The following is a 25334-nucleotide window of genomic DNA, read 5'->3' on the forward strand; positions in this document are numbered from 1 at the left end:
GGGAGGTCTTCGTTCCACGCTGCCTTTACGCCCCTCGGGCAGCGCTGTATTCTTCACGACCTAACGATCCCGCCCAGATCGAACCAATCAATCACCTGACAGGGAGTGCAGCCATGGCTGTATCGCAGGCTATTCCGATCACACGCCATCCGTTCGCCAACGGGTCCTACAAGCAAATGCTGATCGACGGGAAGTGGGTCGATGCCGCTTCCGGCAAGCGCTTCGAGACCCACAACCCTGCCACCGGCGAATTGCTCGCCACCGTCGCCGAGGGCGACAAGGAAGACATCGATCGTGCGGTCGCCGCCGCCCGCCGCGCCTTCGAAGGTCCCTGGAGCAAGGTCAAGCCGTTCGAGCGGCAGAACCTGCTTCTGAAACTTGCCGACCTCGTCGAGAAGAATTTCGACGAATTGTCGCAGCTCGACACGATGGACATGGGGGCGCCGCTCAGCCGCACCCGCGCCTATCGCCTGCGCGCGGTCGGCATGCTGCGTTATTACGCTGGCCAGACCACCGCGATCCACGGCGAGACGATCGAGAACTCGCTGCCGGGCGAGATCTTCTCCTACACGCTGAAGGAGCCGATCGGCGTCGTCGGCGCCATCATTCCCTGGAACGGCCCGCTCACCGCGACGATCTGGAAGATTGGCCCCGCGATCGCGACCGGCTGCACCGTGGTGCTCAAGCCCGCCGAAGAGGCGCCGCTGACCTCGTTGCGCATCGCGGAGCTGGCGATGGAAGCCGGCATTCCGCCCGGGGTCATCAACGTCGTGCCCGGCTATGGCGAGACCGCGGGCGCGGCGCTCGCCTCGCATCACGACGTCGACAAGGTCGCCTTCACCGGCTCGCATGTCACGGGGCAGTCGATCATCCGCGCCTCCGCCGGCAATTTGAAGCGCGTCTCGCTCGAGCTCGGCGGCAAGTCGCCGGACATCGTGTTTGCGGATGCCGATCTCGATGCCGCCGTGCCCGGCGCGGCCATGGCGGTGTTCGCCAATTCCGGCCAGATCTGCAGCGCCGGCACGCGCCTGTTCGTCGAGCAGGCGATCTATGACGAGTTCGTCGGACGTGTCGCCGAGTTCGGCAAGAAGCTGCAGGTCGGCAACGGCCTCGATCCCAACGTGCAGATCGGTCCGCTGGTGTCCGAGGAGCAGCTCAAGCGGGTCACCGGCTATCTCGATATCGGCCAGAAGGAAGGCGCCAAGGCCCTCGCCGGCGGCGGCCGGGCCACCGAAGGCGCGCTGTCGAAAGGCTTCTTCGTCTCACCGACGGTGTTCGCCGGCGTCCAGGACAACATGCGCATCGCGCAGGAAGAGATCTTCGGTCCCGTCATCTCCGCGATCGCGTTCAAGGACATGGACGAGCTGGTCAAGCGCGCCAACAACACCACGTTCGGCCTCGGCTCCGGCCTGTGGACGCGCGACGTCAGCAAGGCGCATGCGGTCGCGAAGTCGTTGCGTGCCGGCTCGGTGTGGGTGAACTGCTACCAGGCGATGGACCCGGCGGTGCCGTTCGGCGGCTACAAGATGAGCGGCTATGGCCGCGAGTCCGGCAAGCAGCATGTCGAGGAATATCTCAACGTGAAGGCCGTCTGGATCAAGACGGCGTAAGGACTCTCCTCGCGTTCCGCGCGAGGGAATATCTGTTTTTACAGGGGCGGCGCCTTTTCCGGTGGCCGCCCCTCGCTATATGATTTGCATCCTTTCAGTGACATCCGGGGCTCCCATGAAATTCGAGGCGTTGTTTAGACCGCTGCAGGTCGGACCGTACAAGCTCGCGCATCGCGTCGCGCTGGCGCCGCTGACGCGCATGCGCGCCGAGCGCGAGAGCTTTGCGCCGCGGCCGCTCAACGCCGAATATTACGGCCAGCGCGCGACCAAGGGCGGTCTGCTCATCGCCGAAGCCTCGCCCGTGGTCTCGCATGGCCGCGGCAACCCGGCGACACCTGGCATCTATTCGGACGCTCAAATCGCCGGCTGGCGCAAGGTGACGGACGCCGTGCACGCCAAGGGCGGCATCATCTTCCTCCAGCTCTGGCATGTCGGCCGCGTCTCGCACTCCTCCTTCCACGGCGGCGCGCTGCCGGTCTCGGCCTCGGCGATCCCGATCAAGGCCGAAGGCATGAAGGCGATGACCGCCGACGGCAAGATCTCGGAGTACGAGACGCCGCGCGCGTTGGAGACCGATGAGGTCAAGGGGGTGGTCGAGGCGTTCCGGCAGGGCGCGAAGAACGCGCTCGCCGCCGGTTTCGACGGCGTCGAGATCCACGGCGCCAACGGCTATCTGCTCGAGCAATTCCTGCAGTCGCGCAGCAACCAGCGCACCGACCAATATGGCGGCTCCATCGAGAACCGCGCGCGGTTGCTGCTCGAGGTCACGCAGGCCGCGATCGACGTTTGGGGCGCGAACCGCGTCGGCGTGCGGCTGTCGCCGCACGGCATCGCCAACGATTCCGGCGAGCCGGATCCGATGCCGCTCTACACTTATGTCGTGAAGGCGCTCGACAAGCTCGGCCTTGCCTATCTGCACTTCATCGAGCCGCGCTCCAGCGGCGCCGGCCGCGCTGACGTCCATTGGGAGAACGTGCCGTCGGCGATGGTGCTGTTCCGCCCGCTCTACAGCGGCGTGCTGATGACCGCCGGCGGCTTCACCGGCGAGACCGCGAACGCGGCGATCGCCGAGGGACATGCGGACATCATCGCGTTCGGCCGCATCTTCATCTCCAACCCCGATCTGCCGCGGCGCCTCGCGCACGACTATCCGATCACGCCGTACAACCGCGCGACGTTCTATGGCGGCGAGGAGAAGGGATACACGGATTACCCGGTGTATGACGAGCTGACGCCGGCGTAGGCTCTCCTTCTTGGTCATTCCGGGCTCGATGCTTCGCGTCGCCCCGGAATGACGAGCTTGCTTCGCTGCGCTCGCAATGACGATCGGGAGGTATCATGGCCAAAGCCGCAGCCGCCGCAGGGATCGCCAACGGCCAATGCCTCTGCGGCAAGGTCACCTTCGAAATCGACGTCCCCGCGCGCTGGGCCTGGCACGATCATTCCGCGGCAAGTCGCCGCGCTCATGGTGCCGCTTACGCCACCTATGTCGGCAGCTGGAAAAAACGCTTCCGCATCACCTCCGGCAAGACCGCGCTGACCCGTTACGAGGACAAGGCCACGAAGACCACGCGCAGCTTCTGCTCCCATTGCGGCACGCCGATCGCCTATGAGCGTCCGCGCGGGCCCCACATGGTCAATATTCCCCGCGCGCTGTTCAAGGAACGCACCGGCCGCCAGCCGCTCTATCACATTGCCATCGAGGAGTTGCAGGAATGGGCCTACACCGGCGAGCCGCTGGTGCCGCTGAAGGGCTTTCCCGGCGTGGTCTGGCAGCGCTCGAAAAAGAAGACGCGCGCAGGCGGCGAGGACCCGTTTGAACTCGGGCGCGAGGAAATGTAGCGCCGCTCTCGTGCCCCGGACGCAGCGCAGCGCCTCTTTGGCGGTGCGCTGCTGAGCCGGGGCCCACGCTGCCGCGAGCTCGGCGCCAACTCTGGGTCCCGGCTCTGCGCCGTAACGTTGCACGTTGCGTCGCGTCCGGGACACGAGAGCGGGCCCCCCGCGCAACGCAGCCATGACCGCGCTTCCTTGCGCGTCGCCTCTGACTTCGGCCATCATGTCCTCGTCCTTGCGGCAACGTCCGCTCCCTGGAGGAAACATGAAGAACAAGATCACCGGCCGCTCCGCCTTTCTCGCGCTGCTCAAGGACGAGGGCATCACGCATCTGTTCGGCAACCCCGGCACCACCGAGCTGCCGATCATGCATGCTCTGAAGGACCATCCCGACCTCACCTATGTGATGGCGATGCAGGAGAGCCTCGTGGTCGCGATCGCCGACGGCTACAGCCGCGCCTCAGGCAAGCTCGTCGCATGCAACGTCCATGTGGCGCCCGGCCTCGGCAATGCCATGGGCTCGCTCTACAACGCCCAGTTCACGGGCACGCCGATGATCCTGACCGCGGGCCAGCAGGAGCAGGGCCATGGCCTGATGGAGCCGGTGCTGTACGGTCCGCTGGTGCGGATGGCCGAGCCGCTAGTGAAATGGGCGGTCGAGGTGACGCGTCTGGAGGATCTGCCGCGCATCGTGCGCCGCGCCGCCAAGATCGCGACGACACCGCCCACAGGGCCGGTGTTCATCTCGCTGCCCGGCGACATCCTCAACAGCGAGGCCGGTATCGACCTCGGCCGCTCCACCCGCATCGATGCACGCGTCAAGCCGTCGGACGAGGCGTTGAGAGCCTTTGCCGCGCGGCTATTGAAGGCGGAGCGGCCCGTCATCGTCACCATGGACGAGGTCGTCAAGAGCGATGCGCTGAAGGAAGCCGCCGAGCTTGCCGAGCTGTTGGGTGCCGCCGCCTACCAGTCCTCGACGCCGTATGGATCGCACTTCCTCTCGGAGAGCCCGAGCTTCGTCGGCACGCTCGCGCGGGTGCAGAAGGTCGCGCGCGATACGCTCGCGCCCCATGATCTGCTGATCGCGCTCGGCGGCGATCCCTTACGCATGTCGGTCTATAGCGAGGTCGATGCGCTGCCTGACGGGCTTGGTATCGTGCAGATCGGTCTCGCCGATTGGGAGATCGCCAAGAATTACGGCGCCGAGATCGCGCTGAAGGCGGACCTGAAGGAAACGCTGCGCGCGCTGATCCCGGTGCTGAAGGAGATGGGCGGCGCCGCGCTCGCGAGCCGCGCAAAACAGCGCCTCGCCGACCTCGCGCCGCAGAACTGGACGGCGCGGCGTGCCGCGCTGGTTGAGCAGATCGGCAAGAGCGCGGGCCGTAGCCCCATCGATCCCGATTATCTCGTGCTGCAGATGGTCGAGGCCATGCCTGACAACGCCATCCTCGTCGACGAGGGCCTCACCTCCAGCCGCCAGGTCACGGCGCTGCGCGCACATCGCGACCGCTACGGCTATCATGGTCTTGCCTCCGGCGGCATCGGCTGGGGCCTGCCGGCCTCCGTCGGCGCCAGCATCGCCAACCCGGATCGTCCCGTGGTGTGCTTCTCCGGCGACGGCAGCGCGATGTATTCGATCCAGTCGCTGTGGACAGCGGCGCATCACAAGCTGCCGCTCAACGTCGTCATCGCCAACAATGGCGGCTACCGCATCATCAAGCAGCGCCTGCTCGCCTTCCATGGCGACGACAATTACGTCGGCATGGATTTCGTCGATCCGCCCGTCGATTTCGCCGGCGTTGCGAAAGCGCTGGGATGCGAGGCGATCAGGATCAGCGATCCCCGCGAGTTGAAGGCGACGCTGGCCTCGGCGTTCAACAGGCCGGGGACGAAGCTGATCGAGGTGATGGTGGACGGGAAGGTGTAGCCCCGCTGTCGCGGGGACGACAGCGGAGGGTGGAGGAGCTACCCCGTCTTCCCCACCCGATACCCCGCTGCCGGATGCGGCGCATCCAGCCTGGCGCGACCATTGCCGAACAGTTTTTCGCGCAGCGTGCCTTTCGCATATTCCTTCTTGTAACGCCCGCGCTTGGTCAGCTCCGGCACCAGCATGTCCGCGATATCCTCGAAATCGCCGGGCGAGATCGCGAACGCGACGTTGAGGCCGTCGACATCGGTCTTCTCGAACCAGTCCTCGATCTTGTCGGCGACGCTTTCTGGCGTGCCGACCACGACCGGGCCGGCGCCCCCGATGCCGACATGCTCGATGACGTCGCGCACGGTCCAGACACGGTCAGGGTCGCCGCGCGTGACATTGTCGAGCGCACTGCGGCCGGCGTCGTTCTGGACGTGACGCACCTGCTGGTCGAGCTCGTAGCCGGAGAAGTCGATGCCGGTCCAACCCGACATCAGCGCCAGCGCGCCTTCCGGATTGATGTGCGAGCGGTAGTCGGCGTATTTCGCCGCCGCTTCCGCCTCGGTGTTGCCGAGGATGATCGTCATCATGTTGAACATCAGGATCTCCGCCGGATCGCGGCCGAGCGCGGCGGCCTCCTGGCGGATCGCCGAGACGCGCGGCGCGATGATCTTGGCCGACGGTCCCGACATGAACACGCATTCGGCGTGCTTGGCCGCGAACTGCCGCCCGCGCGGCGAGGTGCCGGCCTGGTACAGCACCGGCGTGCGCTGCGGCGACGGCTCGCTGAGATGGATGGTGTTGTTGATGCGGTAGTTCGCGCTCTCGTGGTTGATCCGATGAACTTTTGACGGATCGGTGAAGATGCCGCGCTTGCGGTCACGCAGCACGGCGTCGTCTTCCCAGCTTCCTTCCCAGAGCTTGTAGACGACCTCCATATATTCGTCGGCGATGTCGTAGCGGTCGTCGTGTCCGGTCTGCTTGTCCTTGCCGGCGCCGCGCGCGGCGCTGTCGAGATAGCCGGTCACGACGTTCCAGCCGATCCGCCCCTCGGTGAGGTGATCGAGCGTCGACATCCGCCGCGCGAACGGGTAGGGCGGCTCGAAGGAGAGGTTGCTGGTGACGCCGAAGCCGAGATTCTTCGTCACGGCGGCCATCGCCGAGAGCAGCAGCAGCGGCTCGTTCGACGGGGTCTGTGCCGCGTTGCGCAAGGCTGCGTCAGGGCTGTTGCCATAGACGTCATAGACCCCGAGCACGTCGGCCAGGAACAACCCGTCGAAACGGCCGCGCTCCAGCGTCTTGGCGAGATCGATCCAGTAGGGCAGGCGGTTATATTCGGCGGTGCGGTCGCGCGGATGGGTCCACAGGCCCGGTGATTGGTGCGCGACGCAATTCATCGCAAAGGCGTTGAGCCTGATCTCTTTGGCCATGCTGGTCCCCCGGCGCCCTGTACTGAGCGCTCTTCGAATGATAGACGTGCGCCTCAACTTGACGCGAAACTTGGCGAAGTTCTTGCATATCGCTTGTGCTTGGCAAGGCCAAAATCAGCGGCGCCCCCGCTCTTGGCAAGCCGATCTCAAGGATGCAAGGACGGAATCCCAAGCGAATTACAAGAGAAGTACAAGCGAACTACAAGAACTATCCAACTCCCCGCCACTTTCGAAGGACACCCTGTCTCGGATAGGGTCCCTCGTCTCAAAGCCTCGAAATGCAAGTCATGACCAGAGCCGACGCCATCGCCCGCGCCCGTGAGGATTTCAAATCCGGCGCCTTCCTCGCCGAGCTCGACCGCCGCGTCGCCTACAAGACCGAGAGCCAGAATCCGTCACGCGGTCCCGAGCTGCGCGCCTATCTGGAACAGGAGATGCAGCCGGCTTTCGCCGCGCTCGACTTCACCAGCCGTATCGTCGAATCCCCCAGCGGCAAGGCGCCGTTCCTGTTCGCCGAGCATCACGAGAGCGCATCCGCGCCCACCGTGCTGGTCTACGGCCATGGCGATGTCGTCGACGGCATGGAGGGCGAGTGGCGTGAGGGGCGCGACCCCTGGCGGACCACGGTTGCGGGCACGCGGCTCTACGGCCGCGGCACCGCCGACAACAAGGGCCAGCACAGCATCAACATGGCGGCGCTTCGCGCGGTGCGTGAGGCCCGCGGCGGCAAGCTCGGCTTCAACGCCAAGTTCATCGTCGAGATGGGCGAGGAGATCGGCTCGCCCGATCTCGGCAAGGTTTGCGATCTCCATCGCGACGCGCTCAAGGCCGACCTGTTCATGGCTTCCGACGGGCCGCGCCTGTCCGCCGACCGTCCGACGCTGTTCCTCGGCTGCCGCGGGGGCATCCGCATCCATCTGGATGTGAACCTGCGCGACGGCGGCCATCATTCCGGCAATTGGGGCGGCGTGCTCGCCAATCCCGCAACCATCCTGGTCAACGCGATCTCAACGCTGGTCGACGGCCACGGCCGCCTCCAACTCGAGGCCCTGAAGCCGCCGCGGCTCACCAACCAGATCCGCTCCTATCTCGCCGACGTCCGGGTGGTGCCGAGTGCGGATGAGCCCGCGCTAGCCGACAACTGGGGCGAGGAGGGGTTGTCGGCGGCCGAACGGCTATACGCCTGGAACACGCTGGAAGTGCTGGCGATGTCGTCGGGCAATATCGACAAGCCCGCCAATGCCATTCCCGGCCATGCCAATGCCGTGCTGCAACTGCGTTTCGTGGTCGGCACGAAGATTGAGGGGATGATCGAGGCGATCCGTGCCCATCTGGTCGAAAAGGGTTTTCCGATGGTCGAGGTGCGGGCTGCCCAGAGTTTTGCTGCATCGCGCACCGATTTCGACAGCCCCTGGATCAAATGGGCGGCGGATTCGGTGCAAGAGACCACCGGCAAGGCGCCGGCGGTGCTGCCGAATTTCGGCGGCTCGCTGCCCAACGACGTCTTTTCCGAGATCCTGGGCCTGCCCACGATCTGGGTCCCGCACTCCTATCCCGGCTGCTCCCAGCATGCGCCCAATGAGCACATTCTGCTGCCTCTGACCGAGGAGGCCTTGACTGTGATGGCTGGCCTGTTCTGGGATCTCGGCCAGTTGCCCAAACCGCTGAGTTGAGCCGTTAACCTGAGGCGCGATCTCGCCGAAAGTCACATTCTAATCCAGGCCGATATGTGCTTGCATCCGGCCGCATCATCCTGAAAGGGGAAGAAGAAGTGAAACATTTCCGTAGCATCGGGCTCGCACTCGCCGCGACCTTCGTCGTCAGCCAGGCCGGGGCCCAGGAGCTGACCGGCACGCTGAAGAACATCAAGGACACCGGTGCCATCACGCTGGGCTTCCGCGACTCCTCGATCCCGTTCTCCTATCTCGACGACAACCAGAAGCCCGTCGGGTTCGCGATGGACATCTGCTACAAGATCGTCGATGCCGTGAAGAAGGAGCTCAAGCTCGACAAGCTCGAGGTCAAGCTCAACCCGGTGACCTCGGCGACCCGCATCCCGCTGATGGCCAACGGCACCATCGACCTCGAATGCGGTTCGACCACCAACAATGCCGAGCGCCAGAAGCAGGTTGCCTTCACCAACACCCACTTCCTGACCGCCAGCCGCTACGTCTTCAAGAAGGCGAGCGGCCTGAAGTCGATCGACGACCTCAAGGGCAAGACCGTGGTCTCGACCGCCGGCACCACCAACATCAAGCAGCTCACCGAGGCCAACGTCGAGAAGAAGCTCGGCGCCAACATCATCCCCGCCAAGGACCACGCCGAAGCCTTCCTGATGGTCGAGACCGACCGCGCGGTCGCCTTCGTCATGGACGACATCCTGCTGGCGAGCCTCGTTGCCGGCTCGAAGTCGCCGGGTGACTACGTCATCTCCAAGGACGCGTTCTCCAAGCCGGAGCCCTACGGCATCATGCTGCGCAAGGACGACGCGGCCTTCAAGAAGGTGGTCGATGCCGCGACCGCCGCGCTCTACACCTCCGGCGAAGGCCAGAAGATCTACGACAAGTGGTTCACCCAGAAGATCCCGCCGAAGGGCCTGAACCTCAACAGCCCGATTTCGGCCGAGCTGAAGAACGAGTTCGCGAAGCCCACGGACTCGCCGAATCCGGACGACTATAAGTAAGACGAAGTGTTCGCCTCTCCCCGCTTGCGGGGAGAGGCCGGAATTCGCGCAAAGCGCGGATTCCGGGTGAGGGGGACTCTCCACGAGTCCAGCTCCGACCTCCTTCGCGGGGAGCCCCCCTCACCCCTGCCCTTTCCCCGCAAGCGGGGAGAGGGGGATAGAATTGGAGGAACATGTCCGGCCACTCTTGACACAGGGGTGGCCGGACATTTGCATAGGCGCTCAAGGCTTCTCTGAAGACGTCCAATGACGGGCGCGTTCGCGCGGGGGACACGTGAACTACAACTGGAACTGGGGAATTTTCTTCCAGCCGAACCCGATGGGGACCGGTACCTATCTCGACATGCTGCTGTCGGGTCTGGCGCTGACCCTCAAGACCGCAGCGTTGGCCTGGGTCATCGCGCTGATCACCGGCTCGATCGTCGGCGTGATGCGCACGCTGCCGTCGAAGGGAGCGAACTGGTTCGGCTTTGCCTATGTCGAGTTCTTCCGCAACATGCCGCTGCTGGTGCAGCTGTTCCTGTGGTTCTTCGTGCTGCCGGAGCTGTTGCCGAAGGCTGCCGGCACCTGGCTGAAGCAACTGCCGAACGCGCCGTTCTGGACGGCCGCGATCGGCATCGGCTTCTTCATGTCGGCGCGCGTGGCCGTGCAGCTGCAGGCCGGCATCTCGTCGCTGCCGCGCGGGCAGAAGATGGCGGCGACCGCACTCGGCCTCACCACGGTGCAGGGCTATCGCTACGTGCTGTTGCCGATGGCGTTCCGCATCATCCTGCCGCCGCTGACGTCTGAATTTCTCAACACGATCAAGAATACCGCGGTCGCCATCACCATCGGCCTGCTCGAGCTGACCGGCCAGGCGCGCTCGATGCAGGAATTCTCGTTCCAGGTCTTCGAGGCCTTCACCGCCGCGACCATCCTTTATCTCCTCGTCAACGCTGTCGTCGTGACCGCGATGCGTTTCCTCGAGCGCTGGGTCGCGATCCCCGGCTACATCACGGGGAAATAAGCGATGCTCGCCAATTTCGATTTCGACGTCATCCGCCGCGCGTTGCCCTATCTGTTCTACGAGGGCATGACGTTCACCCTGACCTTGACGGGTCTTGCCGCGCTCGGCGGCCTCATCTTCGGCACGGCACTCGCCCTGATGCGGCTCTCCGGCTACAAGACCCTCGGACGCATCGCCGGCCTCTATGTCGACTTCATGCGCTCGCTGCCGCTGGTGCTGGTGATCTTCTGGTTCTACTTCCTGGTGCCCTATATCGGGCAGTGGCTGACCGGCGCCTCGCGCCCGATCAGCGTCGGCGCGTTCGCATCCTCGCTCATCACCTTCATCATGTTCGAGGCGGCGTACTTCTCCGAGATCATGCGTGCCGGCATCCAGTCGATCTCGCGCGGGCAGCCGGCTGCCGCCAGCGCGCTCGGGCTGACCTACGCCCAGACCATGCGCTACGTCGTGCTGCCGCAGGCCTTCCGCAACATGCTGCCGGTGCTGATCACGCAGACCATCGTGCTGTTCCAGGACACTTCGCTGGTCTACGTCCTGTCGATCACGGACTTCCTGGGCGCGGCGAGCAAGGTGGCGCAGCGCGACGGGCGCCTCGTCGAAATGTACCTGTTCGCCGCCGTCGTCTACTTCACCATTTCCTGTATCGCGTCCTTCGGCGTTCGCCGCCTGCAGGCGCGCATCGCCATCATTCGCTAGGGCTCCCCGCTCATGATCGAAATCAGCCACGTCAACAAATGGTACACGCCGAGCTTCCAGGTGCTGACCGATTGCACCACCAGCGTGACCAAGGGCGAGGTCGTCGTGGTCTGCGGCCCCTCCGGCTCGGGCAAGTCGACGCTGATCAAATGCGTCAACGCCCTGGAGCCGTTCCAGAGCGGCGAGATCACGGTCGACGGCACCAAGGTGCATGATCCCAAGACCAATTTGCCGAAGCTGCGCTCGCGCGTCGGCATGGTGTTCCAGCACTTCGAGCTGTTTCCGCACCTCAAGATCATCGACAATCTCTGCCTCGCGCAGGAGAAAGTGCTGGGGCGCCCGCACGACAAATCGGTCACCAAGGGCATGCAGCTCCTGGAGCGCGTCGGCCTGAAGGAGCAGGCGCAGAAATTTCCGGCGCAGCTCTCCGGCGGCCAGCAGCAGCGCGTCGCCATTGCCCGCGCGCTCGCGATGGATCCGATCGTCATGCTGTTCGACGAGCCGACCTCGGCGCTCGATCCGGAAATGGTCAGCGAAGTGCTCGACGTCATGGTCGATCTCGCCCGCGAAGGCATGACCATGATGGTCGTGACCCACGAAATGGGCTTTGCCCGCAAGGTCGCCAACCGCGTCATCTTCATGGACCGCGGCGAGATCGTCGAGGACGCGGCGAAGGAAGACTTCTTCGGCAAGCCGCGCAGCGACCGCGCGCAGAAGTTCCTGTCGAAGATTCTGTCGCATTAGCCGTCATTCCGGGGCGCGCGTAGCGCGAGCTATGACGCGCAATTGCGCGTCTGAGAATCCATAACCACGATCGGGAGTATGGATCCCGGGCTCGCGCTTCGCGCGCCCCGGGATGACGAATAGAGGGGTGCCCGACGCCTCCAATCGGCGTATAAGCCGGTAATCCCATTCCCGCCAGGAGACCTGCCTTGGACTCGATCGCCTACGTCAACGGCTCATTCGTCCCGCTCTCGGAAGCCAAGATCTCGGTCCTCGATCGCGGCTTCCTGTTCGCCGACGGCATCTACGAGGTTTCAGCCGTGCTGGACGGCAAGCTGGTCGACAACGCCTCGCATCTGGCGCGGCTGGAGCGGTCGGTCGGCGAGATCAAGCTGAAGCTGCCGGAGACGGTCGAACGCATCACCGAGCTGCAGAAGGAGCTGATCGCGCGCAACAAGCTCGCGAACGGCCTCGTTTACCTCCAGGTCACGCGCGGCGCCGACAAGGGCCGCGACTTCGCTTTCCCCAAGGGGGACGTCAAGTCGAGCCTGGTGATGTTCACCTCGGAAAAGGACATCATCAACGCCGCCTCGGCAAAGACCGGCATCAACGTGATCACGGTGCCCGACATCCGCTGGGAGCGCCGCGACATCAAGAGCGTGGCGTTGCTGGCGCAGGTGCTGGCAAAGCAGGCGGCGGCCGAAGCCGGCGCGGGCGAGGCCTGGATGCTGGAAGACGGCTACGTCACCGAGGGCGGTTCGTCCTCGGCGTTCATCCTCACCAAGGACGACGTCATCGTCACCCGCAAGAACTCCAACGCGATCCTGCCGGGCTGCACCCGCAAGGCCGTGGTGGCGCTCGCCGAAGAGCGCCAGCTCCGCGTCGAGGAACGCTCCTTCACGGTCGAGGAAGCGCTGGCCGCAAAGGAAGCCTTTGCCACCTCGGCCTCGCTGTTCGTCCAGCCGGTGATCGCGATCGACGGCAAGAAGGTCGGCGACGGCAAGCCCGGCCCGATGGCGACGCGCCTGCGCGAGATCTACGTCGAGTTCGCCAAGGCGACCGCGGTCTAGCCACACGCTCAGCTTCCGTAGGGTGGGCAAAGGCGCCCTTGCGCCGTGCCCACGTCTTCGCTCCTGTTAGCCACAGTAGGTGGGCACGCTTTCGCTTTGCCCACCCTACAAGACCGTCGTTGTGGTTGGCTCACGCCACCGACGCCCTCACCTTCACCGGATGCACCGCGCGGAACGCGATCGCAATCCTGTTCCAGGCGTTGATGGCGCCGATCAGCATGGTCAGGTTCACCGTCTCCGCATCGGAGAATTGCGCGCGAACCTGTTCATAGACGTCATCAGGCGCGCGCGTCTGCGAGATCAGCGTGACGGACTCGGTCCAGGCCAGGGCGGCGCGCTCTCGATCGGTGTAGAGCGGGGATTCACGCCAGGCGTTGAGCAGGTAGATGCGCTGTTCCGTCTCGCCGCGCTTGCGGGCGTCCTCGGTGTGCATGTTGATGCAGAAGGCGCAGCCGTTGATCTCTGATGCGCGGATCTTGACCAGCTCGATCAGCGATTTCTCGAGGCCCGTCGACTGGATCTGCTCCTCGAGCGCCAGCAGCGCTTTGATCGTATCCGGCGCGGCCTGGTAGTAGTTCATGCGGGGTTTCATGGTCGTTCTCCTTGCTTCCTAGGGTGGGATCAATGTGCTCCGCCAGCCGACGTCTGGCCGGGCTTCTTCAGAAAGAACACGGCGATCAGAGCGATGATCAGAGCCATGCCGAGCAGGTAGAAGGTGTCGCTGAAGGCGAAGATGTAAGCCTGCTTCTGCACGATGCGGCCGACCGCGACATAGGCACGATGCGCGGCGTCTCCACGGTCGAGAATGCCGTGGCTGACGAAGTATTGCGTAAGCTGTTCGAGTCGCGTGCGGGTGGCCTGCTCGAACACTGAGACCGACTGCATCAGCACGTTGGAGTGATATTGCTCGCGCTTGGTCAGCACGGTTTGCAGCAGTGCGATGCCGACGGCGCCGCCGAGGTTGCGCATCATGTTGAACAGGCCGGAGGCGGAACCCGCATTCTCGGCTTCGATGCCGGCGGTCGCGACCGCCGACAACGGTGCCATCACCAGCGCCTGGCCGATGGCGCGGACCACGTTGGGCCACAGCAGCTGGTCGGCGGCGTAGTCGTTGGTCATATAGATGTTCATGAAGTTCGAGGCCGAGAACAGCACGAAGCCGACGCCGATCACGATGCGCGCGTCGAATTTCTGCATCAGGCGCGGCACCAGCGGGATCAGCACGAGCTGCGGCAGCCCGGTCCAGGCCAGCACCATGCCGATCTGCTCCGCGTTGTAGCCCTGGATGCGCGCCAGATATTGCGGGAGGATGAATACCGAGCCGTACAGCGCGACGCCGAGCAGGAAGTTCGCCAGCATGCCGAAGCCGAAGTTGCGGCGGGCGAGCAGGCGCAGATTGAGCAGCGGCCTCTTCACCGTGAGTTCGATGATGAAGAAGGTGGTCAGCGCCGCGACCGCGATTACGCTGAGTTTGACGATGAAGGGCGAGCCGAACCAGTCGTCCTTGTTGCCTTCCTCGAGCACGGTCTGGAGGGCGGACAGCCCGATTGCCATGGTGATGATGCCGGCCCAGTCGCCCTCGCGCAGCAGCGCCAGCTTCATCGGCCTCGCCTCGAGCGCGTACCAGAGCATGCCGACCATGACTGCGCCGGGGACGAGGTTGACGTAGAAGATGTACTCCCAGCCGAAATTCTCGGTCAGATAGCCGCCGATGGTCGGGCCGATCGCGGGCGCGAACGTCGCGGACAGCGCGAACAACGCAAGCCCGACCGGCTGTTTCCCGCGCGGCAGCAGCGTGATGATCAGCGTGAACGCCATCGGGATCAGAACGCCGCCAGTGAATCCCTGCACGGCGCGCAGCACGATCATTTGCGGCAGGTCCTGCGCCAATGCGCAAGCCGCCGACAGCAGCAGGAACAGGACCGCGTTGGTAAGAAGATAGATCCGGATCGAGAAGACCTGCGCGAGCCAGCCGGAGAGCGGGATCACCACGATCTCCGCGATCAGATAGGAGGTGGAGATCCAGCCGCCGTCGTCGATACCGGCGCCGATTGCGCCCTGGATGTCCGCGAGCGAGGCGTTGACGATCTGGATGTTCAGCACCGCCATGAAGGCGCCGAGCGTCGCGCCGATCACGGCGATCCAGGTTCTTGCCGACACGGCCGGCGTCGCGGGAGCGGCTGGCGCGGGGAGGTTGGCGATGGATGCGGCGTTGACGGTCGGTTGAAGCGTGCTCATGGAAGCCTCGTCTCGGGTCCGGAGACAGGATGCGTCAGACAGGTGGTTTCGATAATCGAGGAAGTTCTGGAAGGATCATCCGGCAGGATTTGACAATCCCGCCGGAGCCTTCCGGCTTCAACCGCCGTTGCGGCGAGGCGCGTTGTCAGCCAGACGCTTTGCAGTGTCGCGCTCTGCCAGCACCGTCTGCTTGGTGTCGACCGTCGGCACCGCCGACATGCCGGGGCGGAGCAGGCCGACCAGGCTGTGGTCGTCGAGCACGATCTTCACGGGAACACGTTGCACGATCTTGGTGAAGTTGCCGGTGGCGTTGTCCGGCGGCAGCAGCGCGAATTCGAGCCCGCTGGCCGGCGACAGGCTGTCGACATGGCCGCGCAGGGTGTGCTTGCGGAAACTGTCGACGTGCAGCTCGACCGGCTGGCCGGGGCGCACATGTGTCAGCTGCGTCTCCTTGAAGTTCGCGACGACATAGACCGCATCGAGCGGCACCACGGCCATCAATTGCGTGCCGGCCTGGACGTATTGGCCGACCCGCAGCGCGCGGGCACCGACCGTGCCGTCGACCGGCGCAGTGATCTCGGTATAGGACAGGTTCAGCGCCGCCTGCCGTGCGACCGCGCGGGCCCGGTCCAGCTGGGCCGCGGCCTGGGCGCGCTGGGTGGTGAGCACGTCGACCTTGCGCTGCGCGGCCACGAGGCCGGACTTGGCATGTTGCAGCTGCGCGCTGCTGGCGCGCAGTGCCGCGTCTGTCTGCTGTGCGCGCTGGATCGTGCCGGAGCCCGACTTCATCAGATCGTCGTAGCGGGCGCGCTCCTCCTGCGCGAATTTGAGATTGGCGTCCGCTGCCGCAACATCGGCGGTGCTCTGCTCGATGATCGGTTGCTGGAGCTCGAGCTGGGCATCGATGTTGCGCACCGACGCTTCGCCGGCGGCGACATCGGCGCGGGCCTGCTCCAGCGCCGCCTTGAAGTCGCGATCGTCGATCTTGGCGAGAAGCTGGCCGGCTCTGACCTTCTCGTTGTCGCCGACCAGCACCTTGGCGATATAGCCGGAGACCTTTGGTGCGACGATCGTGGAGTCCGCTTTCACATAGGCGTCATCGGTCGTCTCGAGGTAGCGGCCGTTGGTCCAGTAGTCGTGCCCGTAATAGGCCACGGCCGCCGTGCCCGCGAGCAGCGCAAGCACCAGCGCCGCGCGCCGAACCATATTCCGGGGCGGGGCACTCGGCTTTGCCTTGGAATAATCGGCAGTGATTTCAGTTGCTTGCTGAAAGTTATCGGTGCGGGGCATCTCGGACATGGCGGTCTTCCTTTTCGGCTCGCCGGGGATATCGGTCTTTCCAGTTCAAGCGATAATTGGCGAAATGCTGGAAGGATTATCCACCAGCGGCGGATAGTCCGAGGCTTCGTCTTGACCTCCGTGGTGGTACCGAAACAGCCCGGCGACCGCGCCAGAGCGATTGCCGTCCCTGTCGTACGATTGCTGCTAACGCGTCTGGCTCCTGCCGCACGCGAAAGCTCAGGGCGGGTGGGACCCGTATGCAGGATCTGATAGATAATCGAGGAGAATCCCCAGCGATTATCGATCAAAAGCGGACAATCACGCAGCCATGGACCGATTGACCAGCCTCGAAGTGTTCAGCCGGGTGGTGGAGACTGGCGGCTTCTCCGCAGCAGCCCGCAAGCTCAACATGTCGACCACCATGGTGAGCAATCACGTCCAGGCATTGGAAGACCGGCTCGGGGTGAGGCTGCTTCACCGAACCACGCGCAAGGTCAACCTTACGGAGATCGGCAAGGCCTATTACGACCGCTGCGTCCAGATCCTCGCGGACATTGAACAGGCCGACGACATCGCGGGTGAATTGCAGTCAGTGCCCCGCGGCACGCTGCGCATTCACGTCGCCACCCATATGGTCCCGTTCGTGACGCCGGTGGTGGCGAGGCTGCTGTCCACCTATCCGGAGCTCAAGATCGATCTGCGCATGGGCGAGGCCGACGTCGATCTCATCGAGGAAGGCTACGATGTTGCCCTGCGCATGACCCCGCCGCCGGATTCGAGCCTGATCGTGCGGAGCCTCGCCACCTGGCGCCACGTGCTGTGCTGTTCCCACGATTACATCGAGCGGCACGGCCGGATGCAGAAACTCGACGAGCTCACCACGCATAATTGCGGTCGTCACCTGAACTATCCGTTTGGCGATGAATGGCGCTTCCTTGATCGCAAGGGCGTACCGGCTTCGGTACGAATCTCGGGCAGCTTCGTCACCAACAGCGGGGAAGCGTTGCGGAAGGTCGCGCTGGAGGGGGCCGCCGTGTGCCTGATGGCAGGCTTTCTCATTCAGGACGACCTCGAAGCCGGCCGCCTCGTGCGCCTGTTGCCGGAATATCGGACGGTCGAGCTGTCCATGAACGCGGTCTATCCGCATCGGCATCATCTGTCGGCGAAGGTCAGGACCTTCATCGACCTGCTCGTGCACCACAGCGCCGAACAGCAGAAGCTGATCAACCCGTATTCATGAGCGGCGCGACGCCAGGCCAGAGAGTAGCAGGGCACGCTTGCGCCGTGGACACGGCTTTGCGTCAGCCGGTGGCGCGCATCCTTGCCGGCGATGGCGTGCGGAGTTCGTCAAACAGCCGCTCGACCTCCGTCTTCGTCTTCCCGATCGCGATGTCCTTGACCGCGCCATAGCCGCGGATCTCCATCGGCGCCTTTGCAATTGCGATGAGGTTCGCAAGACGCGCCGTATCGAGCCCGCCGAGCATCCGTTCGATCACGCCTTCATACCAGGCGATCAGTTCGCGTTCGGTGCGCCGCTCGGAAGTGTAGCCGAACGGATCGAACGGCGTGCCGCGCAGCCCCTTCAATCGCGCGAGCATGGCGAGCGGCATCTGGATCCACTGGCCGAAGGCACGTTTGCGCGGACGTCCGCGTGCATCACGCCGCGACGGCAGGAATGGCGGGGCGAGGTGATACCGGATGCTGAAGCCATCCTCGAATTCGCGTTTCAGCTCGTCGAGGAAGCCGCTTTGCATGTGCAGGCGCGCCACCTCGTATTCGTCCTTGTAGGCCATCAGCTTGAACAGGGCGCGTGCGACGGCCTCGGTCAGGGCCTCGCTGTTCAGGGCAGTCTCGGCATGGCGCACCTTTGCGACGGTCGCTCGATAGCGTGAGGCGTAGCTGGCGTCCTGATAGGCGGTGAGAAAGCCGGCACGGCGGTCGATGATCTCATCGAGCGTCTCGGCGGCGGGCGCTTCGTTCTGCTTCGGCAGGAAGTCCGGATCGGACGCCGCGATCCGGCCCCAGGCAAAGGCCTGCTTGTTGCGCTCGACCATGACGCCGTTGAGCTCGATCGCGCGCAGCAGCGCGGCAAGCGAAATCGGGATCAATCCGCGCTGCCAGGCAAAGCCGAGCATGATGATGTTGGCATAGACGGTATCGCCGAGCAGCCGATCGGCCAGCGCATTGGCGTCGAGCGTGTCGAGATCGTGCTCGCCGACGACCTGGCCAATGGCGCGCAGGCGGGCCGGAGAGGCGAGATCGGCGTCGCGGAAGCGGACGACGTCGCCGGTCGGCATCTCCGCGGTGTTGACCGCGGCGCGCGTGCCGCGGTGGTAGGTACCCGAAGCCTTCGGCGAGGAGCTGACCACGAGATCGCAGCCGATCAGCGCATCGGCCGCGCCCTGGTCGATGCGGACCTGATGCAGGGCCTCAGGGTTTGGCGCGAGCCGGATATAGCTCAGCACAGGCCCGAACTTCTGTGCAAAGCCGGTGAAGTCCAGCACCGACACGCCGCGGCGCTCGAGATGCGCGGCCATGCCGATCAGGGCGCCGACGGTGATCACGCCGGTGCCGCCGACGCCGGTTACGAGCAGGTCATAGGGGCGATCGAGCGGTGTGGTTGCGGGCAGCGGAAGGGCGGCCGCATGGCTGACTGCGTCGATCTGGCTCGCGCTCTTCTTCCGGCGCGTCGCACCTTCGACGGTGACGAAGCTCGGGCAAAAGCCGTTGAGACAGGAGAAATCCTTGTTGCAGGCCGACAGGTTGATCTGGCGTTTGCGGCCGAACGGCGTCTCCTTCGGCTCGACGCTGAGGCAGTTGGATTCGACCGAGCAGTCGCCGCAGCCTTCGCAGACGAGATCGTTGACATAGGCGAAGCGCTTGGGATCGGCCATCTGCCCGCGCTTGCGCCGGCGCCGCTTCTCCGTGGCGCAGGTCTGCTGGTAGATCAGGACCGAGACGCCGGGAATGTCGCGCAGCTCGCGCTGCACTTCGTCCATCTCCTCGCGGGGATGAATGGTGACGCCGCCGGGCAGGTCCGCCGGGCTGAAATGCGCGGGATCATCGGACACCAGCGCGATGCGCACCACGCCCTCGGCGCGGACGCTGTGCGCGATGGCATGCACGCTGACGGGGCCGTCGACCGGCTGACCGCCGGTCATCGCCACCGCATCGTTGAACAGGATCTTGTAGGTGATGTTCGCCTTGGCAGCGATCGCCTGCCGGATCGCCATCGAGCCGGAATGGTAGTAGGTGCCTTCGCCGAGATTCTGGAAGACGTGCTTCTTGCCGGTAAAGCGTGACGACGCCGCCCAGTTCACGCCTTCGCCGCCCATCTGGATCAGCGACGACGTCTCGCGGTCCATCCAGCTCGCCATGAAATGGCAGCCGATGCCGGCCAGCGCCTTCGATCCCTCAGGCACCTTGGTCGATGTGTTGTGCGGGCAGCCCGAGCAGAAATAGGGCGTGCGCGTTGCGCCTGAGACGTTGATGCTGCGCGCGGCCTCCGGCATCAGCGCGGCGGCACGCGCGGCCAGATTGAGGCCCGGGAACATCGGGTCGAGCCGGCGCGCCAGCACGGACGCCAGCGCGCGCGGCGACAATTCACCGATCCACGAGATCAGCCGTGCCCCGGCTTCGTCGTGCTTGCCCACCATGCGCTCGGGCTTGCTGCCGGGATAGTCGTAAAAGTATTCCTTGAACTGGCTTTCGATGATGCCGCGCTTCTCCTCGACCACGAGGATCTCGCGCTTGCCCTTCACGAAGCCCATGGCGTCATGCAACGCCAGCGGCCAGACCATGCCGACCTTGTAGACGTCGATGCCGATGTTGCGGCAGGCGGCCTCGTCGAGGCCGATCAGCCGCAGCGCCTCCATCAGGTCGAGATGCGCCTTGCCCGTGGTGACGATGCCGTAGGTCGCATCCTTGATGTCGTAGATGTGACGGTCGATCGGATTGGCCTTGGCGAAGGCGTAGACCGCGTGCTTCTTCGCCTCCAGCCGTTCCTCGATCTGCGGGCCCGGCAAATCGGGCCAGCGATAGTGCAATCCACCGGGCGGTGGCGCGAAGTCCGGCGTGCAGAAGGCGCGCGGCGGGCGCAGCGCGACGGAGGCGCCGGACTCGACGATCTCCGAGATCGCCTTGAAGCCGACCCACATGCCGGAGAAGCGGCTCAGCGCATAGCCATACTCGCCGAACGCCAGATACTCGCTGACGCTGGCGGGATGCAGCGTCGGCATGAACCAGCTCATGAAAGCGACGTCGGACTGGTGCGGCATCGAGGACGAGACGCAGCCGTGATCGTCGCCGGCGACGACGAGCACACCGCCATGCGGCGATGAGCCGTAGGCGTTGCCGTGCTTGAGCGCATCGCCGGAACGGTCGACGCCGGGGCCCTTGCCGTACCAGAGCCCGAACACGCCATCGACCTCGCGGTCGCCTTGCGTCTCCACCTGCTGCGAGCCGAGCACCGCGGTCGCCGCAAGGTCCTCGTTGACCGCCGGCAGGAACTCGATGCGATCCCGCTTCAGCCGGTCCTGGATGCGCCACAGCTCGAGATCGACGCCGCCGAGCGGCGAGCCGCGATAACCGGAAATGAAACCGGCGGTGTTGAGACCGCTCGCACGGTCGCGCCTCGCCTGATCGAGCGCGATGCGGACGATGGCCTGTGTGCCCGTGAGAAAGACGCGGCCGTCCTCGCGGTCGTAGCGGTCCGAGAGCTCGTAAGCATCGAGTGATGAAATGACGTCCATGGCAGACCTCGCGCGGCAACCTGCCGAATGTTGGAAGGTTATGCCTGGGGAGCTGGTAGGTCTTACCTATTTATCCGCTTGGAGAGCCAAAACTGGAAAAACTTTGCGAAATATGACGGGTTTTGGTAGGTTTCAGCGAAAGAGGGGGTTCCCGTGATCGAAGACCAGGACACAAGGATTCTTGCCTGCCTTCAGAAGGACGGCCGTGCCACCAACCAGCAACTCGCCGACGAGGTCGGCATGTCCACCTCGGCGTGCTGGCGCCGCGTGCGCGCGCTGGAGGAGGCCGGAATCATCCGGGGCTATGCAGCGCTGGTCGCGCGCGAGCAGGCGGGCTTTGCGATGTCCGCTATCCTCCACGTCTCGCTGGAGCGGCATGATGCGAAATTCGTCGACGAATTCGTGGCCAGAGTCACGACGCGCCGTGAGGTGCTGGAATGTTTTGCGACCACGGGCGACGCCGATTATCATCTGCGCGTCGTCGTGCAGGACATGGCGGCCTACAACCGCTTCCTCGACGAGTTCATGTTCCGCATCCCCGGCATCCGCTACGTCCGCAGCAACGTGGTGTTGAAGGAGATCAAGACGAGCGTGGCGCTGCCGTTTTGAGCGGCTTGCACCGCTGCCGTAGGGTGGGCAAAGGCGCGTAGCGCCGTGCCCACGATCTTTCAATGATCGAGAGAGGTCGTGGGCACGCTTCGCTTTGCCCACCCTACGGCACCTTCGCTACCGCCCCTCCCGCACAAACCGATTCCGCAACGTCCCAATCCCGGTAATGTCGATCTCCACGACGTCGCCGTGCCTGATGTCAGGCGACGCCCCATCGGTGCCCATCCAGATCACATCACCCGGCCACAGCGTAAAATACTTCGTCAGCTCGACCAGGAACGGCACCACGCCGAAGATCATGTCGTTGGTGTGAAAGCGGTTGGTCTCCTTGCCGTTGACCCGGACCACCGTTTCCATCGTCGCAAGATCGGCCTTGGTCTCGATCCACGGGCCCATCGGCTTGAACGTGTCGGCGTTCTTCGAGCGCCACAGGCTGCGATCGGCCTTCTGCCAGCTGCGCTCGCTGACGTCGTTACCGACAGTGTAGCCGAACACGCAATCCATCGCGTTCGCTGCGGTAAGGTGCTTCACCTTCTTGCCGATGACGACGACGAGCTCGCCTTCATAATGGATCTTCTCCGTCGCGAAGGACGGAATCACCACATCCTCGTCATGCGCGATCAGCGCGTTCTGGGCGCGGTAGCCGATCTCCGGGCGGTCGGGGACAGCAGGCACCGTGCCGGCCTTGTCGGCGGCCTCCTTCAGGTGCTTCAAGTAGTTCAAGCCGACGCAATAGAAGGTGCGCGGGATCAGCGGCAGCTCGATCTTGACGGCACCGAGCGCGTATGTGCGCGAGGTGCGCTGCCATTCGCTGAAGGGATCGCCGTCGACCGCGACGACCTGATCGCCCTCGACGATCCCCCAGGAGGTCTTGCCTGAAGCCGTGAATTTCAGCCAGCGCATGTCGTATCCTTGTCGCTATTCCGCAGCATCGCGCGGCTGCACCTTCCAGGCGCCCGCCGCCGGCCGCTTCAGCCCGAGATTTTCGCGCAGCGTCTTGCCGCGATAATCCTTCTGGAACAGGCCGCGACGTTGCAGCTCCGGCACGACATGCTGCACGAAGTCGGCGTAGGAGCCGGGCACATAGGTTGCAGCGATGACAAAACCGTCGCAGCCCCGCTCGACGAACATTTCCTCGAACTTGTCCGCGATCTCCTTGGGGCCGCCGACCATCGCATCCTGAACCTGGCCGCGACCGGAGAAGGTGACGAAGTCGCGCGCGCTCGGATTGCTCTTGCCCGAATTCTTCAGCACGCCGTCGCGGATGCCCAGAATGCCCTGCATGCTCTTCAGCTCGTCCGTCGTCAGCGGCTCGTCGAGATCCTTGGAGGCGAAATCGTAGTTGAGCGCTTCGGCGAGCAGCGACAGCGCGTCGATCTGCAGCGGCAGCTTGTTGATCAGCGCCACCTTGTCCTCGGCTTCAGTCTTGGTCGCCGCGCAGACCGGCGTCGTCAGATTGCAGAGGAACATCTGGTCGGGATCGCGGCCGGCCTTGGCGGCCTGGTTGCGCACGGCCGCGTAGCCTTCCTTGGCAGCCGCGAGATTGCGCGCGGCGGTGAAGATCACTTCGCCCCAGCGGCCGGCAAAGCGCTGACCGCGGCCGGAGGCGCCGGCCTGGATGATCACGGGGTGGCCCTGTTGTGAGCGCGGCACGGTGAACGGCCCGCGCGACTTGAAGGCCGGTCCCTTGTGATCGAGCCGCTTGACCTTGGTCGGATCGGCAAAGCGGCCGCTTTGCTTGTCCATGATCAACGCGCCGTCCTCCCAGGTGTCCCAATGGCCGAGCACGACCTCCATGAATTCGTCGGCCTTGTCGTAGCGGGAATCATGCTCGGGATGGGAGTCGCGTCCCATGTTGAGCGCCTCGCCGTCGTTCAGCGACGTCACGACGTTCCAGCCCGCGCGTCCGCCGGACATGAGATCGAGCGTTGCGAAGCGGCGCGCGACATCGAACGGCTCGTAATAGGTGGTCGAGCAGGTTGCGCCGAGGCCAAGCTTGTCGGTGACCATGCCCATGGTGGTCAGCACGATCAGCGGATCCATCTTCACGCAGCGGATGCCGTATTCGACGGTGTGGGTGTGGTCGTTGCCGTAGCGGTCCGGCATCGCCAGGCGGTCGTCAAAGAACGCCATGTGGAACTTGCCGGCTTCGAGGATTCTCGCGATCTCCTGGTAGTAATCGGCCGACATCGAATCGTCGCGCGAGTCCGGATGTCGCCAGGAGCTGGGCAGGTTGGTGCAATTCTGCGCCTGGAGGAAGCCGACCAGGACCATCTGTCGCGTCATGCTGCTGTTCTCCTGATGCCGTCAGCTCAGATCGAGCACGGTGTCGAGCCGGTAGTCGCGCGCCAGCGCGCGCAGCTTGTCCCAGGTGGCGTCCTCGATCTCGATGCCGTCGCGCAGGCGCTGTTGCTCGCGCAGGCCCTCGATCTCGCCGGGATAGTAGACGCCCTTGCTGCCTTCGGAGGGCGGCGTCGATTTCAGATAGCGCGCGAACTCCGCGACCTCGCGCTTGAACTCCTGCAGCGGACGGAACGCGGCGACGTTGAACACGGCCATGAAGCAGCCGTCATTGTGCCGCCCCGTCGGCTCGACGCCGAAGCCGAGACCCGTGAGCAGGCCGCAGAGCACCTCGACCATGGCGGCAAGGCCGCTGCCCTTGTAGCCCTCGGTGCCGCCGAGCGGCAGCAGCGCGCCGCCCTTGCGATATTGCGTGGGATCGGTGGTGTGCCGTCCCTCGGCGTCGATGATCCACCCCGTTGGAATTTCCTCGCCGCGTGCGACGGCAAGCTGGATCTTGCCGGCGGCGACCGCCGAGGTCGCCATGTCCAGATAGAACGGTGTCTCGAGATCGGACGGCACCGCGATCGAAATCGGGTTGGTGCCGAGCCGCGCCTCCTTGCCGCCGAACGGCGCGACGTGCTTCGGCGAGCGACCCGAATCCGCCGTCGCGATGCCGATCATGCCTTCGCGCATTGCCATCAGGGGATAAGCGGCGAGGCGTCCGACATGGCTCTGCCGGAACACGGTGCACGCCGCGACGTTCGCCGTCTTCGCCTTCTCGATCGTCAGCGCCATCGCCTTGGCGTTGACGTGGAAGCCGAAGCCCCAATGGCCGTCGATCACGGTCGTGGTCGGCGATTCCTGGACGATGGTCCATTTGGCGCCGGGCACGATGTGACCGGCCTTGATGCGATCGATATAGGTGGGAACGGCGATCACGCCGTGAGAATCGTGGCCCGCGAGATTGGCGTTGACGCAGCCGCTTGCGACCGCGTCGGCTTCTTCCTCGGAGGCTCCGGCGGCGCGAAGCAGGGCGGCGCTGACGCGCGTGAGGCGATCGGCCTTGACGATCGGCATGGCGTTCCCCTTGGCATTCCCTCGATATCCCGCCCTTGGCAGGCGCTGGTTGTTGAAGCCATCGTCTCAAAGCGCGGCTGCGATATCAATCTCCCGTAAACCAATACAGGGCTGCAAATTCGTGAAGAG

At 64.7% G+C, this 25334-nt stretch carries 20 protein-coding genes; 12 read left to right on the forward strand and 8 right to left on the reverse strand.

What is annotated here, in order from left to right:
* Window positions 1–113 precede the first annotated feature (113 nt).
* From Q0743_RS07710 to Q0743_RS07725, 4 genes are all read left to right on the forward strand, one after another.
* Window positions 114–1610: an aldehyde dehydrogenase family protein gene (locus tag Q0743_RS07710; protein ID WP_298240968.1), complete on the forward strand. Its 1497-nt coding sequence runs from the start codon at window positions 114–116 to the stop codon at window positions 1608–1610.
* Window positions 1611–1725: 115 nt separating this feature from the next.
* Window positions 1726–2853, forward strand: a complete 1128-nt coding sequence (locus Q0743_RS07715) for an alkene reductase (RefSeq protein ID WP_298240969.1) — start codon at window positions 1726–1728, stop codon at window positions 2851–2853.
* A gap of 95 nt (window positions 2854–2948) precedes the next feature.
* Window positions 2949–3452, forward strand: coding sequence for a GFA family protein (locus Q0743_RS07720; protein WP_298240970.1), 504 nt, complete (start codon window positions 2949–2951; stop codon window positions 3450–3452).
* 256 nt (window positions 3453–3708) lie between these two features.
* Window positions 3709–5370, forward strand: a complete 1662-nt coding sequence (locus Q0743_RS07725; protein ID WP_298240971.1) for a thiamine pyrophosphate-binding protein — start codon at window positions 3709–3711, stop codon at window positions 5368–5370.
* Between the two features lie 38 nt (window positions 5371–5408).
* On the opposite strand, the gene Q0743_RS07730 is transcribed toward Q0743_RS07725, so the two are convergent.
* The gene (locus tag Q0743_RS07730) at window positions 5409–6788 is read right to left on the reverse strand and encodes an LLM class flavin-dependent oxidoreductase (RefSeq protein ID WP_298240972.1); all 1380 of its coding nucleotides are present in this window, start codon (window positions 6786–6788) and stop codon (window positions 5409–5411) included.
* 287 nt (window positions 6789–7075) lie between these two features.
* Between Q0743_RS07730 and Q0743_RS07735 the strand changes: the two genes are divergently transcribed.
* From Q0743_RS07735 to Q0743_RS07760, 6 genes are all read left to right on the forward strand, one after another.
* Entirely contained in the window at window positions 7076–8461 is a 1386-nt protein-coding gene (locus Q0743_RS07735; RefSeq protein ID WP_298240973.1) for a M20 family metallopeptidase, read from the forward strand.
* 98 nt (window positions 8462–8559) lie between these two features.
* A complete protein-coding gene (locus tag Q0743_RS07740; protein WP_298240974.1) occupies window positions 8560–9471 on the forward strand; it encodes an amino acid ABC transporter substrate-binding protein in 912 nt (303 codons plus the stop codon).
* 274 nt (window positions 9472–9745) lie between these two features.
* Window positions 9746–10477, forward strand: a complete 732-nt coding sequence (locus Q0743_RS07745; RefSeq protein WP_298240975.1) for an amino acid ABC transporter permease — start codon at window positions 9746–9748, stop codon at window positions 10475–10477.
* A 3-nt stretch (window positions 10478–10480) separates the two neighbouring features.
* Entirely contained in the window at window positions 10481–11173 is a 693-nt protein-coding gene (locus Q0743_RS07750; protein WP_298240976.1) for an ABC transporter permease subunit, read from the forward strand.
* Window positions 11174–11185: 12 nt separating this feature from the next.
* Window positions 11186–11917, forward strand: coding sequence for an amino acid ABC transporter ATP-binding protein (locus tag Q0743_RS07755; RefSeq protein WP_298240977.1), 732 nt, complete (start codon window positions 11186–11188; stop codon window positions 11915–11917).
* A gap of 188 nt (window positions 11918–12105) precedes the next feature.
* Window positions 12106–12966, forward strand: a complete 861-nt coding sequence (locus tag Q0743_RS07760; protein ID WP_298240978.1) for a D-amino-acid transaminase — start codon at window positions 12106–12108, stop codon at window positions 12964–12966.
* Between the two features lie 130 nt (window positions 12967–13096).
* Here Q0743_RS07760 and Q0743_RS07765 read toward each other — a convergent pair whose 3' ends face one another.
* From Q0743_RS07765 to Q0743_RS07775, 3 genes are all read right to left on the reverse strand, one after another.
* The gene (locus Q0743_RS07765) at window positions 13097–13558 is read right to left on the reverse strand and encodes a carboxymuconolactone decarboxylase family protein (RefSeq protein WP_298240979.1); all 462 of its coding nucleotides are present in this window, start codon (window positions 13556–13558) and stop codon (window positions 13097–13099) included.
* A 29-nt stretch (window positions 13559–13587) separates the two neighbouring features.
* Window positions 13588–15204 carry an MDR family MFS transporter gene (locus Q0743_RS07770; RefSeq protein ID WP_298240980.1) on the reverse strand — a complete coding sequence of 539 codons (1617 nt, stop codon included), beginning with the start codon at window positions 15202–15204 and terminating at the stop codon, window positions 13588–13590.
* Between the two features lie 117 nt (window positions 15205–15321).
* Window positions 15322–16503, reverse strand: a complete 1182-nt coding sequence (locus Q0743_RS07775; protein ID WP_298240981.1) for an HlyD family secretion protein — start codon at window positions 16501–16503, stop codon at window positions 15322–15324.
* Between the two features lie 310 nt (window positions 16504–16813).
* On the opposite strand from Q0743_RS07775, the gene Q0743_RS07780 reads away from it, so the two are divergent.
* Window positions 16814–17725: a LysR family transcriptional regulator gene (locus tag Q0743_RS07780; protein ID WP_298240982.1), complete on the forward strand. Its 912-nt coding sequence runs from the start codon at window positions 16814–16816 to the stop codon at window positions 17723–17725.
* Window positions 17726–17786: 61 nt separating this feature from the next.
* On the opposite strand, the gene Q0743_RS07785 is transcribed toward Q0743_RS07780, so the two are convergent.
* Window positions 17787–21236 carry an indolepyruvate ferredoxin oxidoreductase family protein gene (locus tag Q0743_RS07785; RefSeq protein WP_298240983.1) on the reverse strand — a complete coding sequence of 1150 codons (3450 nt, stop codon included), beginning with the start codon at window positions 21234–21236 and terminating at the stop codon, window positions 17787–17789.
* Between the two features lie 153 nt (window positions 21237–21389).
* Between Q0743_RS07785 and Q0743_RS07790 the strand changes: the two genes are divergently transcribed.
* The gene (locus Q0743_RS07790) at window positions 21390–21845 is read left to right on the forward strand and encodes an Lrp/AsnC family transcriptional regulator (protein WP_298240984.1); all 456 of its coding nucleotides are present in this window, start codon (window positions 21390–21392) and stop codon (window positions 21843–21845) included.
* Window positions 21846–21962: 117 nt separating this feature from the next.
* Here Q0743_RS07790 and Q0743_RS07795 read toward each other — a convergent pair whose 3' ends face one another.
* Genes Q0743_RS07795 through Q0743_RS07805 form a run of 3 tightly spaced genes read right to left on the reverse strand, consistent with a single transcriptional unit; the run spans window position 21963 to window position 25205 of the window.
* Complete coding sequence (locus Q0743_RS07795; RefSeq protein ID WP_298240985.1) at window positions 21963–22748, reverse strand: fumarylacetoacetate hydrolase family protein; 786 nt, start codon at window positions 22746–22748, stop codon at window positions 21963–21965.
* Between the two features lie 15 nt (window positions 22749–22763).
* The gene (locus Q0743_RS07800) at window positions 22764–24131 is read right to left on the reverse strand and encodes an LLM class flavin-dependent oxidoreductase (protein WP_298240986.1); all 1368 of its coding nucleotides are present in this window, start codon (window positions 24129–24131) and stop codon (window positions 22764–22766) included.
* A gap of 21 nt (window positions 24132–24152) precedes the next feature.
* On the reverse strand, window positions 24153–25205 hold the full coding sequence (locus tag Q0743_RS07805; protein WP_298240987.1) for an Ldh family oxidoreductase: 1053 nt from the start codon (window positions 25203–25205) through the stop codon (window positions 24153–24155).
* Window positions 25206–25334: the final 129 nt, after the last annotated feature.

It is taken from the genome of uncultured Bradyrhizobium sp. (genome assembly GCF_936943645.1).
Classification (GTDB): domain Bacteria; phylum Pseudomonadota; class Alphaproteobacteria; order Rhizobiales; family Xanthobacteraceae; genus Bradyrhizobium.

Coding starts and splice junctions, on each gene's coding strand:
- Q0743_RS07710 (WP_298240968.1), top strand. CDS start 114: ATGGCTGTATCGCAGGCTATTCCGATCACACGCCATCCGTTCGCCAAC.
- Q0743_RS07715 (WP_298240969.1), top strand. CDS start 1,726: ATGAAATTCGAGGCGTTGTTTAGACCGCTGCAGGTCGGACCGTACAAG.
- Q0743_RS07720 (WP_298240970.1), top strand. CDS start 2,949: ATGGCCAAAGCCGCAGCCGCCGCAGGGATCGCCAACGGCCAATGCCTC.
- Q0743_RS07725 (WP_298240971.1), top strand. CDS start 3,709: ATGAAGAACAAGATCACCGGCCGCTCCGCCTTTCTCGCGCTGCTCAAG.
- Q0743_RS07730 (WP_298240972.1), bottom strand. CDS start 6,788: ATGGCCAAAGAGATCAGGCTCAACGCCTTTGCGATGAATTGCGTCGCG.
- Q0743_RS07735 (WP_298240973.1), top strand. CDS start 7,076: ATGACCAGAGCCGACGCCATCGCCCGCGCCCGTGAGGATTTCAAATCC.
- Q0743_RS07750 (WP_298240976.1), top strand. CDS start 10,481: ATGCTCGCCAATTTCGATTTCGACGTCATCCGCCGCGCGTTGCCCTAT.
- Q0743_RS07755 (WP_298240977.1), top strand. CDS start 11,186: ATGATCGAAATCAGCCACGTCAACAAATGGTACACGCCGAGCTTCCAG.
- Q0743_RS07765 (WP_298240979.1), bottom strand. CDS start 13,558: ATGAAACCCCGCATGAACTACTACCAGGCCGCGCCGGATACGATCAAA.
- Q0743_RS07770 (WP_298240980.1), bottom strand. CDS start 15,204: ATGAGCACGCTTCAACCGACCGTCAACGCCGCATCCATCGCCAACCTC.
- Q0743_RS07775 (WP_298240981.1), bottom strand. CDS start 16,503: ATGTCCGAGATGCCCCGCACCGATAACTTTCAGCAAGCAACTGAAATC.
- Q0743_RS07780 (WP_298240982.1), top strand. CDS start 16,814: ATGGACCGATTGACCAGCCTCGAAGTGTTCAGCCGGGTGGTGGAGACT.
- Q0743_RS07785 (WP_298240983.1), bottom strand. CDS start 21,236: ATGGACGTCATTTCATCACTCGATGCTTACGAGCTCTCGGACCGCTAC.
- Q0743_RS07795 (WP_298240985.1), bottom strand. CDS start 22,748: ATGCGCTGGCTGAAATTCACGGCTTCAGGCAAGACCTCCTGGGGGATC.
- Q0743_RS07800 (WP_298240986.1), bottom strand. CDS start 24,131: ATGACGCGACAGATGGTCCTGGTCGGCTTCCTCCAGGCGCAGAATTGC.
- Q0743_RS07805 (WP_298240987.1), bottom strand. CDS start 25,205: ATGCCGATCGTCAAGGCCGATCGCCTCACGCGCGTCAGCGCCGCCCTG.